General features: G+C 69.5%; 8 protein-coding genes. 4 read left to right on the top strand and 4 right to left on the bottom strand.

Annotated elements, in window-relative coordinates; all coding sequences use genetic code 11:
* The first annotated feature begins 507 nt into the window (after positions 1 to 507).
* Positions 508 to 3,081, top strand: coding sequence for a Helicase associated domain protein (locus AB0947_RS42275; protein ID WP_366755678.1), 2,574 nt, complete (start codon positions 508 to 510; stop codon positions 3,079 to 3,081).
* Positions 3,082 to 3,239: 158 nt separating this feature from the next.
* On the opposite strand, the gene AB0947_RS42270 is transcribed toward AB0947_RS42275, so the two are convergent.
* On the bottom strand, positions 3,240 to 3,719 hold the full coding sequence (locus AB0947_RS42270) for a hypothetical protein (RefSeq protein ID WP_366755677.1): 480 nt from the start codon (positions 3,717 to 3,719) through the stop codon (positions 3,240 to 3,242).
* Positions 3,720 to 4,151: 432 nt separating this feature from the next.
* Between AB0947_RS42270 and AB0947_RS42265 the strand changes: the two genes are divergently transcribed.
* Both AB0947_RS42265 and AB0947_RS42260 read left to right on the top strand, forming a co-directional pair.
* Complete coding sequence (locus AB0947_RS42265; RefSeq protein ID WP_366755676.1) at positions 4,152 to 4,619, top strand: hypothetical protein; 468 nt, start codon at positions 4,152 to 4,154, stop codon at positions 4,617 to 4,619.
* 218 nt (positions 4,620 to 4,837) lie between these two features.
* Positions 4,838 to 5,122, top strand: coding sequence for a hypothetical protein (locus tag AB0947_RS42260; protein ID WP_366755675.1), 285 nt, complete (start codon positions 4,838 to 4,840; stop codon positions 5,120 to 5,122).
* Between the two features lie 473 nt (positions 5,123 to 5,595).
* On the opposite strand, the gene AB0947_RS42255 is transcribed toward AB0947_RS42260, so the two are convergent.
* The 3 genes from AB0947_RS42255 to AB0947_RS42245 form a co-directional block, all read right to left on the bottom strand.
* Entirely contained in the window at positions 5,596 to 8,250 is a 2,655-nt protein-coding gene (locus AB0947_RS42255) for a DEAD/DEAH box helicase (protein ID WP_366755674.1), read from the bottom strand.
* A gap of 579 nt (positions 8,251 to 8,829) precedes the next feature.
* A complete protein-coding gene (locus AB0947_RS42250) occupies positions 8,830 to 10,248 on the bottom strand; it encodes a hypothetical protein (protein ID WP_366755673.1) in 1,419 nt (472 codons plus the stop codon).
* Positions 10,245 to 10,388 carry a hypothetical protein gene (locus tag AB0947_RS42245; RefSeq protein ID WP_366755672.1) on the bottom strand — a complete coding sequence of 48 codons (144 nt, stop codon included), beginning with the start codon at positions 10,386 to 10,388 and terminating at the stop codon, positions 10,245 to 10,247. The genes AB0947_RS42250 and AB0947_RS42245 overlap by 4 nt, the downstream gene beginning before the upstream one ends.
* Before the next feature lie 128 nt (positions 10,389 to 10,516).
* Between AB0947_RS42245 and AB0947_RS42240 the strand changes: the two genes are divergently transcribed.
* A complete protein-coding gene (locus AB0947_RS42240; protein ID WP_366755671.1) occupies positions 10,517 to 11,728 on the top strand; it encodes a hypothetical protein in 1,212 nt (403 codons plus the stop codon).
* Positions 11,729 to 12,096: the final 368 nt, after the last annotated feature.

The raw sequence follows: 12,096 nt of genomic DNA, 5'->3' as shown, positions 1-12,096 counted from the left end.
GATTCCGCGCAAGCGCGGAATAAGCCCGGAACTCCGTTCCGGGACTCGCCCGCTGACGCGGGCGAGGGGAATCCGGCTCCGCCGGATTCCCACCCGATGCCGGGCCGCTCCGCGCCCCGCCCTCGGGTGAACGGCGTGCGCTCCGCGCCCGCCTGAAGCGGCAGCAGCAAGGAGGGGAGCGACGCCGGTTGCCTGCCGCTGGACTGACGAAGTGTCACCCCACTCGCTCATGCCGGGCCCGCACTCCCCGACTCGGGGCCCAACAGGCGGGAGACTAGCACCTCTACACTCCGCACGACAGCAGAACCAGCCAACCTGACGAACCTTCCCAACCGTCATGCGTCATGATGCACCCCTGAGATAGAGTCTGGGCTTAGGACGCACCCCCTACCCTGCCCCCTCCCCTCACCACATGCGGAGGAAATATCGGCCCGTCAATTCCACTACCACCAACGGAAAACCTACACTCGTCACCTCTTCACAGCCGAACAGAAAGCGGGTCTCTGAATGCGTCACATGGAATTGCGGCCGCATCAGGCGCAGGCCGTAGACGCCGTGGTGAAGCGCCTTCAGGACCCACCAGGGGGGCGCATTCCCCCGGAGGGGCTGCGGACACAGGTAATCGCCGCTACTGGATCGGGCAAGACGTTGATTGCCGTGGAATCGGCGCGGCGGCTGGCTGCGCGGCGCGTCCTGGTCCTGGTGCCGACGCGGGACCTGCTGACACAGATGGCCGGCGCCTGGCGCCGAGGCGGCCGGCGGGGCGCGATGGTCGGGGTGTGCGACCTGGGGCCCGAGGAGAGCGACGGCATCCCGTGCACCACCGACCCGGATGAACTCCTGTCGTGGGTGCGAGATCTGGACGTCGTCACGGTGTTCGCGACCTACGCGGCGGTGGGTCTGGGCAAGCTCCAGCGGGCGCACGAGGCGGGCTTGCCGGTGTGGGACCTCATGACCGTTGACGAGGCCCACAGGACAAGTGGTGACGGTCTCAAGCCGTGGGCGGCGGTGCACCATCAGTCGCGGATTCCTGCCGTGCGGCGGCTCTACATGACCGCCACGCCCCGCGTGTGGGAGGCCGAAGGGGAGCAGCCCCGGTTGGTGGCATCGATGGACTGGGACTCGCCGGTGTTCGGGCCGGTGGCGTACGAGCTGAAGCTGTCGGAGGCGATCCGGCGGGGGATCGTTGCGCCGTATCAGGTGGTGTGCCTGGACATCCGGGACCCCGACCTGTACGCCGCGCTCACCGACGAGGCCGGCGGCTCGGACCGGGTGCGCGGGGCGCGGCTCGCGGCCCTTCAGACCGGTCTGTTGACGGCCGCGGCGCGGGAGCGTATGCGGCGCATCCTGACCTTCCACAGCCGGATCTCGGAGGCGGAGGCGATGGCCCGGGGCGTTCCGTTGGTGGCGGCGCGGCTCGCCGAGGACGACCCGGAACTGTTCCCGCCGGCCGAGCGGGTCTGGGCCAACTGGCTCTACGGGGACCATGCCCCGGGATATCGGCGTGAAGTGCTGGAAGAATTCGCCTCTGATTTCATCGGTGGTGCCCGGTCGGATATTCGTGCGGCGGTACGTGTTCTCAGCTCTGTGAAAGTGCTGGGGGAAGGCGTGGATACGGCGCAGTGTGACGCGGTCGCTTTCTGCGATGCGCGAGGGTCAATGGTCGACATCGTGCAAATGGTCGGGCGTGCCCTGCGATTGAGTCCGGGAGAAGGGAAATTGGCTTCACTTGTGGTGCCGGTATTCCTCGGTCCCGATGAGGATGCCGATGACCTATTGACGTCGGATGCCTACGGGACCCTGGCGAAGGTGCTCGGGGCGCTGCGTGCGCACGATGCGGACACGATCGAGGCTCTTGCCGATCCACGGCAGCGCAGCGGACGCCGAACCGGCGACGAGGACACCAAATTGCCCTTGTCGGAACTGGAGTTGGCGGCTGAGGGCGCCGAGGGTGAGGACCAGGAGGACGAGGACGAGGACCAGGGCGCCGAGGACGACCGCGAGGCGGATGAGGGCGCGGGGGATGACGTGTGGGTGAGCCAGGCAGCAGCGGGCCTGCTCCGCTTCAGCAGTCCGCGCGACCCCGCGTTGGTGGCGCAGTTCGTGAGTCTGCGGGTGATCGATCCGGAGAAGGCGTATTGGCGGCGCGGGATCGCGGCGGCCACCCGGTGGCGGCGCGAGAACGGCGGCGGGCAGCTGCGGGTGCCGTACGACTACGTGATGCCCGAGGACGAGTCGGCCGGCGCAGCCGCCGGCTTCCCGCTGGGGCGGTGGGTGGCCGATCAACGCCGCTACTACAACGCCGGGACCCTGGAAGCCTCCCGCGTCGAGCAGCTCGAAGCGCTGGGCATGGTGTGGTCCCACTACGACATCGCGTGGGAGGAAGGTCTCACGGTCGCCCGGTCGTGGGCCGCCGCACACTCGCACTTCCTGCCCCCGGTCCAGGCGGTAGGGGACGGCGGTTACCCCATCGGGGTGTGGGCCAAGAACAGGCGTGCGGAGGCCCGCAGGGCGCTGGAGAACGCCGAGCGGCGCGCTGCCGGTGAAACCGTGCCCGTGGGCGCTGGAGAGCTGCCGGAGAGCCGTCTGGCGGCGTTGGAGGCCATCGACCCGGGATGGTGCCCGCTGGGGTGGGACGTGGCGTGGCAGCGGTGCTTCACCCTCGCCCGCATCCACGTCCAGGCTGGGGGCGCGCTCCCCGAGGCAGCCGGTGAACTCGTCGTCCAGGGTGAAGACCTCGGGGCATGGGTCGTCGCGCAGCGGCACGGGTGGGACAAGCTGTCCCCCGCGCAGCAGTGGCTCCTGGACAGCACGCTCGGACTGGAGCCCGCCGACCCTGGGGCGCGGCCGGCCAAGCTCACCGCAGAGGGCAAGTGGGCGCTCAACCTGCGCGCAGCCCGGCAGTACCACGAGCGCGAAGGGCATCTGCGCCCCGCCAGGAAGCACATCGAGCGCGTGGACATCGACGGAGAGGCGGTCGACATCAAGCTCGGGACGTTCCTGGACAACACCCGCCGCCGGGCCGACAAGCTCACCCCCGAGCGACGCGCCCAGCTGGACCAGCTCGGGATGCGCTGGTAACCAGGGCAGACACCGACGGGGCGGCGGGCGCTCGCTGCCCACCACCCCTCACACCCACACAGCCGTGACCACACCCACGAACCCCCGGGGACCCGGACAGCGGCCGTCGTCCTTCGACCTACGTCGCTGCCGGGTTCATGGGGATGACGCTACTGCTGTCACACCCAGACGCTTCGCTGGGTTCCCCATCCCCAACTACCGAAGCTATGCCCGCCGTAGGCGCCTGCCTGGATGTACACGCGGCCGTCCGGGAGCAGGGGCCCCGTCTCCTTGATCGTTTCCTGGGAGTACGGGTAGGTGTCCTTGCAGGGGCGTGTCACGTACCGCCAGCTCTCAGCGCTCGACCCGAAGGCCATACCCCATTCCTGCGAGGGGCCTACATCGCGCCGGCACTGGGACTTCACGACGGCTGTCAGTTCGTACTGGTCGCCGATGCGGGTGACGGTGCCGGTAATGTCCACCCAGTACGAGTTGCGGGTGGTGCTGTCCGCGTTGCTCTCGTACGTGACGTGGAAGTCCTCGGACGCGGCGGTGGCGGGGGTGATCCCGCCCAGCGTGGCCACCATCGCTGCTACCGCGCAGAGCACGAACCGGATGGCGGCCCGGCGTGCCCTGACCACCCGATGCCCGTACATCATTGTTCCTCCGGGGGAGTTGAAGAAGATCGTCTGCCCTGGGTAACTGGTTCGGCGGCCGGAGGACACGCCAGGTTTGCCCAGCTCATGGGCGAGATCAGGTCGCTTGCACCCAGCAGCACGCGCACCCCGCCGGCCCCACCGCGATCGAACTCCTGGCAGTCGTCGCCGACGACCTCACCCCCCACCCGGACGCGGCCGCCGAGACGGAACAGGAACGGCTCACCCGCCTCGCCGCCGCCGACCTGGGGCAGATCACCCAGACCGTGAAACGGAGCTCAAGATGCTGCAGTTTCCAGCTGCTTGACGGCTTTCTCACCGGCACTGGCCCGGCCCTCGACGCTTGACCAGCTTGGAAGCCTGCCACCCAAACACCCGTTCAGTAGCATCGCGTCGCCTGGATCAGGGTCCCAGCCCGACGAATCGAGTGAGCCCATGAGTGACGACGTCCTCTCTGTCATTCCGACCGACCCGCACTGGCAGCCTGAGCAGGCCGCGGCTGACCGTACTGCGTCGATCGTGGAGGAGCTGGCCCCTGGACTCCCGGGGGGCGTCGACGTCGAGATCGATGTCACCTGGCACGACAAGCTCACCGTTGTCGACTGCGGCCAGAATTTGCAGAGGATCGGTTGTCCCCACTGCGGCGCGTCGATCGACACCGAGTGGTGGGGCGACCTACTCGAAGCGCACTGCGACGAAGGCTTCACAACCCTGGCCGCGGTGGTTCCATGCTGCGGCACCGCGACCTCGCTGGACGCACTGGACTGTGACTGGCCTTGTGGCTTCGCTCGATTCGAGATCGCTATCTGGAACCCGGAGCGCGCCTGGTTCAACGACGAGGAACTGACCGCCATCGGGGACGCACTCGGACATCCAGTGCAGCAAATCAGGGCCCACATCTGACACGCCTCAGCCTGACCCGACATCACGAGTTCAAGTTGAGAAGCCGATCTGATGCCCCGGCCGGGGCGCACCGGTGAGGGTACGATCTGGCGGTGCCAGCCGCCCTCGCCTTGGTGGGAGAGGCATGCTTTCCGGCCAGTACTCGCAGGTAGCGGTACGGGAGGCCGGCTGGCGGGGGCATGATCGCGGTTGTGTTACGCGACGATATGGCCGCTTGCGTGCGGTGGGAGATCCTGATGCACGAGCGGTTCAGCGACGTGTGGATCTGTAAAGACCTCGGCCGAACGACGACCAGGGCGGATCCCGCTGAGCTGGGCCGGGCCGTCCTGGCCGCCTACCTCGCCGGCCGGAACAGCCGGGGCGAAACATTCCGCGTTCTCATCCGCACCGACCACGGCCACCACCTCGTCATCACCACCGACCAACTCACCGACCCCCGTTGGGAAGCGGACCCGGCCGTCTGCCAGGCACTGCCCGCCTACCTTCGCAACGCCCTCGCCTGACGCCGACGGCCGTGAGGTGGCCGTGACGCCGCCGGCGTAGGTCTGCTCCGTCTCCTCGGCCAGTCCGCCTTCGGCCAGCGTGACTCGTTCCCGGGAGCACGTTCACCCTGCGGGCGGGTCCGCAACTGGCCGCGCTGCTCGACCACGACTATGGCGCTCGGCAATGATCGGCAACGGCACACCACCCGTACGCGGCCGAACCGGGCGACAGCGGTCGAGGTGGAACGGCTTGGCTGCGGCCGATGACCAGCCGAAGCCCGGCATCCGACGGGCCGGCCGCACCCATCCCATCCGGTAACCGCGTGGCGGAGAGGCACCGAACGCCGCAGTGGCGCGCGGGCGCAGGAACGGGTGACGCCGTCGGACCGGCTGCCCTGGAAATCAAGGGCGCCGGAGCAGGGCAGCAGGAAGGCATCGGGGAGGGCTGCTGCAGTATGGGCGTTACGGACCGTGGAACGCCCTGACCGTGGAGCTCAGCGACGGATGGGGTCCGTGCTCAAGTCGTCGCGCACCTGTGAAGGCAGCACCCTGTGAGCAGCGAGCGTCTCCTGGACTACGGCGCGCAGGCCGTCACCATCGACGCCGGCCGGGGCGGCGCCGCGGATCTCGGACCACGCGCGGACGGTGCGCTGGGCCAGGGCGAGCAGTGTGGTGGGGGAGCTGAGGTGGAGGTGGGGGCGGGCGACTTTCATCCCGTCGTCGTCGACGATGCCTCGTGGGGAGGCGATGACGGTGATGCTGCCTGGTGCTGGCTTGTCGAGGCCTTCGTCGGCGGCGAGGAGGTCGAGCTGGGTGTTGGCCTGCCGGATGTACTTCAGGCTGACGTCGCCCTTGGCCTTCTGCTCGCTCTTGGCCTCGATCGTGATCCAAGAGGAGGGCCATATCCAGGCGGCGTCGGTGCGTCCTTTGCCCTGCGGTTTGTATGAGCGGGCGCCGAGGAGGTCGCCCAGAGCGACGAGGGCTTGCTCGTAGCCGGTGGCGTCGGGGTCCCCGAGGGCGCGGATCACGCCGTTGGCGAATTCGTTGAACTTCGCGGCGCTCTTCAGACGGGGCGTTGCCAGGGCGGCGATGACTCCGTCGACTCCTTCGGCGTCCAGGACGTCCAGGTCGCCCGCGGTGGCGCCGGGGCCTTCGATTTCGCGGAGCCAGGTGGTGCGGTTCGCGGCCTGGCGGGCGCGGCGCAGAAGCTGTTCCGCGCGTTCGGCTGCGGCTGGTGCGTCAACGGCGAGGGAGGCCCAGGCGCTGCCCAGGTAGGCCCACAGGGCTTGGTAGGGGCGCAGTTCCTGGCCGGTGAGGTGGTTGAGGACCTCGACGGCTTCGCGGGAGGCGCGGTCGAAGTCCTGCTGCCATGCGGCCTGCCAGGCGGCGATTTCCCGTCGTACGCTGCCGGCCAGCTTGGCCGCGTATGAGGGGACTTCCTTGACGGCCTCGTTGCGTAGCTCTGTGATGTACGGTTCGGCGTCCTCTTGCCAGATGTGGTCGCGGTCCAGGGCGCTTTGCGCGAGCGCGACCAGGTCGGCGGCGGGCACCTCGCTGTTCTCCCGGCCGAAGGCGATCTCCGCTTGCAGTTCGGGCGGCATCCCGGCGCGCACGTCCGTACGGGAGAGGAACCGTTGCAAGTCGCGTCCGACGGCGATAACGAGTGCGAAGTCACGGGGTCCGCGGGTGCAGCGGCCAGCGCCCTGAACGACCCGGGTGCGCACCCGTTCCAGCGCGACGTTGCTTGCGCCGAGGCCGGTGATGAGGAACCGGTCCTGGAGGTGGACGGCGTCGGGCAGGCCGTGCATCAGGATGATGTTGCACGTCTCGTCGGGCAGGTCCATGCCGTCGTAGCGGCTCGCGGCCAGGAGCATGCCGCGCTCGGCGTCGATGAAAGGGCGCAGGCCGGCCTCGGTCTCGCCGGGCCGGTACCGCTCGGCGGCCGGCACTCCGATCGTGCGGGCGATGGCCTGTGCAGACCGGTCGTCCGGGGTCAGCACCACGCACTTGTTGCGGAGCCTCACCAGTTGGCCCACGAGGCCGCCCTTGTCGGCCTCGCCGTCCGCAGTTTTCGTGTCGGATTCGTCCGACACCTTGTCCTCGGCCGGCCTGACCTGCTCGAAAGGCCTGAAGACCGGGGCGTCGGTCTCGGCGAGGTCGGGGAAGACGAAGAAGCGCCGGCCGCTGCCGGTCCTCTCCCACCCTTTCGGCGCGTGGACACGCGCGATCGGGCTACGGCCGAAGGCCCGCTCGAGCTCCCCGCCCTCGCCCAGGGTGGCGGACAGATAGACCCTTTGAACCGGGCCGGTGAAGGCATCGTGGTCGAACGTCGGCGGGATCATCGGCCGGATGTACCAGCCATGGGAGCTGACGTAGAACAGGCACGAGCGCAACTGCTGCCGAATCATGCTGAACCGGTGCTTGGCGTCGCCGCTCAGGGTGATCAGGACCTTGTCCAGGGCCTCGGTGCGCTTGGCCACCGTCGCCACCGGCAACAGCCGCACCTCCGATTCCGGGGCCTGCCGGTCGGTGAGCCGGGCCACCAGATGCCGGTCGAGGTCCTCGCCAAAGGCGTCGATCAGCCCGCTGAACTGACTTGTGCCGACTGGGATCTTCACGGACCATGCGTCGGCGACATAGTTCTCCGCCGCGTGAGCGTCGTCGAAGAGCACACTCTGAGCACCGGCGAAGGCAGGATTGGTGTTGAACACGTGGCTGTAGACCGTGATGGCCACGGTCTCGGCGCCCTCGTAGCGGGCCAGGTCCCGGTCATCGAAGTGACGGGCGCGCCCGATGAACAGGGCCGCTGAAACACCCTGAGCCTGCGCTGCTTCCCACACCTGGTGGGCAAGCTGCTTGGTCGGGCAGGCGTAGACCGATCGGTGTTTGAAGAACCGGCGCCGCCACTCGGCGATCAGCAGCCCGACAAGGGTCTTGCCCGAGCCCGTCGGCAGCTCCAGGGCGACATCGGCCTTGTCCCGGAACTCCGCCGAGGAGTAGTCGCGCAGGATGTCCGCCTGATGCGACCACAGCGCACCGTGGCCGCCGGGTGTACGCGGCAGCTCCCCGAACAACGCCTCCGGCGTGGCAGGCGCGGGAAGTTCCTTCGCGCGGCGCCGGAACCGAGGCCGCCCCTGCTCACTGCTCACTCCACGCCCCCCGAGCCCTCAACCGCGGCTGAGCCCACCCCCTGCCGCCAGAAGATGGATCGTAGTACCTGGCCAGTCAGTTCGGAGCTACTCGGCCGCGCGGCCCGGCACCCGCACCGGTCCAGTTCGTAGGGCCGCCTCCGTGCGGTATCCCCGTCTCGCCCCCATGGTGCGGTGAAGCATGCGAGCGGCCCGGCAGACGGTCAGGAGTTCTGGCATCGGCTGCGAGCCATCGAGGCCGCTTGGCCCAGTGTCAGGGGCCTCCGATAGCGCGATGGGCAACCGCCGATACGGGGTGAACCTATTGCGGAGGAGGCGGTACAGCTCGGGGCGGTACGGCTATGGCCTACCGCCCCTTTCCTTGATCCGCCTCCGGCGGCCGATGCGCTGCCGTACGCGACTCACCGTCGCTGCCGTCGCCGGGCTCACCGCACTGCTGATGAGGTCGGGCCTGGCCTTGGCCGGTCGGCAGCGCTTCACTGGACGGCCGGCCAGCCACTGCCTGCGCGCTGTACCGGCGGCCTCCCGTCCCACCACGTGCCATCCGGTCCTCGTGCTCCGGGTCGGCCCGTGACCGGGTCACTGCCGGCGACGGTTGTACTCCGCGCCCAGGTTCTTGAGCCGACGACGGACCTTCTCACCCATCCGGGCTGCCTCGGAAGCCGGGGTCCCGGCCCGGCGTGCGGCCTGGGGCCAGTTTGAGTCGACGTCGAGGGCGTAGGCGATGGCCACAGCCCACTGCTCGGGTTCCTTTTCCATCTCGCGCAGGACCGACTCGACACGGTCCTCAAAGCCCTCCAGCAGCGGGTCCTCCAGGGGCTCGGGGCCGTCGCAGCGGAGGAGGAGGGCGTCGGGCTGGTCGAGCATGGCGATGAAGCGGTGCCGAATCTCGCGCTCCCACTCGGGTCTACTGTCGGCGGAGGCGGCCGCGAGCGCCGCCTTCAACAAAGCCGTCACTTCCGCGTCGGGGCGCGGCGCATCGTCCCAGCTGGGGCTCAGCAGACTAGCGGCCGCCCGGGTGCGCCACCGGTAGGGGTCCTTGCCCAGCAGGATGTGGGTGAGGGCGTCCAGCTGGCGATCGGGACGGTCGCCGTGGCGGACGACGGTGTGCCGGGCCTGCAGGGCGGCGGTGTAGCCCGAGCGGGCGGTGAAGCCTCTCCCCCACGTGTGGGCTCCCCATCGCTGCAGGTGGCGTTGCAGAGTGATCAGGGCCCGCATGGGGTGCTGCGCGGGCGGCTGGACGACGGCGGCGGTCAGCCGCATCAGGGCGCCGAAGGCGTCGCCAGCCCGCTGGGCCGGTCCGTCGGGGCCGATCACCAGGCGGATCGGCCCGATCATGCCTGCTTCGACCCGGGCGCCGGGTACCGGGCGGACCTCGCGGGTGACGTAGCGGTCCAGGTTCCCTCGCTCGATGGCCTGCACCGTTCGCCACATCCAGCGGCCGAGGTTCCTCGTGGCCGCCGCGGAGTCCGGCACGGCGGGCGTGGTGCAGTCGTCGTGCACGAGGCGTCCGAAGGCGTCGCGGGCGCAGCGCGCCGTGTCGAAGGCACCCCATGGACAGGCCCGGGCGCGCTGCGGCAGACGCTCGGACGGCGCGGCAAAGGCCTCCCCAAGCGTCTGTGCCAGAGCGCGCAGCAGGTCACCGGCCCCGTCCCCGGCCGGCATCAGGTCACCGAAGACCGGGCCGACGCCGTAGGGGAAGTGCTGCTGGACCACGCGGCGGGCCGCGGTCACCCGGGCAGCCACCTGGCCCAGCAGATCGATCTCGGTCCGGACCGGCCACTGGGTGCACAGGGTGGCCAGCAGCCGGGGGCTGGGGCGGTGGGTATCGCCGAGGCGCACCTCGTGCGTCTGCTCCGGGAGGCGCGGGCACAGGCTGCACCGCTGGCCGAGACCGGGCACCGGGCCGGCGACCCAGCGCGATGCCGATCGCTGCTGCGCGTGTGCGATCTCCAGCCTCCCCGCCGCCGTGCCGCTCGCGCGGCTCTTGCTACTCACGGGCGCTCCAGCAGCATCGCGGCCAGCGTCATGGCCGCGATCGCGACTCCGGCCGCCTCCGCCGGACTCGCGCCGGTCGCTCGCAGCATGCCGAACACCAGGGCGCCACACAAAGCCAACACCAGCACCCACAGGGGCATTTCGACCACCTCTCGCGGGCAGAACCCTTCCGCCCTCACCCTCCTAGGCCGGGAAACACCCCCACCGACAAAAAATCTTGAACCGAGTTTCGGGCACAGGGCATCGGCCCGCGTGCGCAGAGGAAGCCGTGCCCGCACGCCCTCTGGTGGCCGCGCGGGCCGCAGTCGACGATGTCCAGGAGGAATCACAGACGGGGGTGGGTGTGGAGCTCGGGGCGTTCTTCAGCAGCGGTGACGGATGGGGCGAGTCGTGGGTGCTCGACGTCGGGCTGATTGAGTCGCTGCGGTTCGGGCCCCCGGACGGTCACACCGACCTGGACGTGGCGATCGCGCTGACCCGGCTCCTGTACGACGACTTCGTCTCCTACGGGACCGACGGCCGGGACATGCGCCTGACCAACGACACCGTGCCCGTCGTCATCAAGGCCCACCGCGCCGTCATCGAACGTCTCGCCCTCGAGCCGCCGGCGTGGCCGTTCCGGGCGTTCGACGGCCCGCGCGGATTCGGTTCGTACTGGCGTGACAACGGCATGTTCGGCAGCTGGCAGGCCCGCCGGGACTGCGTGGAGGAGATCCTCGGCCCGACCAGAGACGCGCTGGAGGAACTGCAGGAACTGGAGTACGAGAGCCGGTTCCGCAACGGTCCGGCGGGCAGCTTCAAAAACCTGATCTTCGCCGCCGACGGTGAGAAGCCCGAGATGGTGCTGCGGGACGCGGTGAACAACGACGTGGAGATCGTCCGCAATGCGCACACGTGCCTGGTGTTCACCGATCCGCTGCCGCCACAGGGGCTCACCTGGCGGCAGATGGTCGCCTGGTGGACGAAGAACCACCAGAGCGATGCGGACGAGAAGACCGCCGCGAGCAGTCTGTACCGACGTCTGTACCGGTCGCTGGACTCCGTGCCCGAGCAACTGGTGATGCGGACGTACTGCGCCCGCTACGCCGAGGACGGCGGCTTCGACCTGCCCGCGCTGATCCCGCAGGTCTACCTCCACTATGACCCCTACACCCGCCGCAGCGGCAAGCAGTCCGGCGCGCTGCCCCGCCAGCGCATGGACTTCCTGCTCCTGGCCCCCGACCGCTCCCGCATCGTCATCGAGGTCGACGGCGTCCAGCACTACGGACAACCGAACCCGCCCGACGAGAAGGGGCGGATCACGCACACCGCCGTACCGCGGCTGTATGCGGAGATGGTCGCCGAAGACCGCCGGCTGCGGCTGGCCGGGTACGAGATCTACCGCTTCGGCGGCTGGGAACTCACCCGGCCGCACGCCGAACGGCTGGTGGAGAACTTCTTCACCGAGCTCCTCGCCCGGCACCAGAAGCCGGTCCCGTAGATCGATGTCGGCTCGCTGTGGGCCGTGCCGTGGAGGCCGAGGTCATGCGCCCGCTGAGCGGGACCGTCGCTGTTCACGGACAGCCGGTGAGAACCGTCGTGCCAGCAGCCCCGGCACCGAGAGAGGGTATGCGGCGGGACCGGCCCGCTTCGGACCGGTCCCGACCGGTACAGGCCCGGTGTCAACGGGTCTGTGGTGTCCCTGCGTTGCTTCGGTTTGCGGCCAGTAGCGTGTCAGGGAGGCCCGAGGGCCGGGGCGGAGTGTGGGGAACCAAGCGTCCCGCTTGTTGGCGAGGTTGCGCCGGTACAGCTCGTTGGACGCCTCCGCCGTGGAGTGACCGGCGTACGTCCGCATCAGCCACGGCCGGT

Origin of the sequence: Streptomyces sp. NPDC047841, from assembly GCF_040704085.1 — a bacterium.
GTDB lineage: Bacteria > Actinomycetota > Actinomycetes > Streptomycetales > Streptomycetaceae > Streptomyces > Streptomyces argyrophylli.
This window is presented reverse-complemented; position numbering and strand designations above follow the sequence as displayed.

What these genes read in the sequence shown, in the direction of transcription:
- AB0947_RS42245 (WP_366755672.1), bottom strand. Translation starts at nt 10,388, where the DNA reads ATGCCCCTGTGGGTGCTGGTGTTGGCTTTGTGTGGCGCCCTGGTGTTC.
- AB0947_RS42275 (WP_366755678.1), top strand. Translation starts at nt 508, where the DNA reads ATGCGTCACATGGAATTGCGGCCGCATCAGGCGCAGGCCGTAGACGCC.
- AB0947_RS42270 (WP_366755677.1), bottom strand. Translation starts at nt 3,719, where the DNA reads ATGATGTACGGGCATCGGGTGGTCAGGGCACGCCGGGCCGCCATCCGG.
- AB0947_RS42265 (WP_366755676.1), top strand. Translation starts at nt 4,152, where the DNA reads ATGAGTGACGACGTCCTCTCTGTCATTCCGACCGACCCGCACTGGCAG.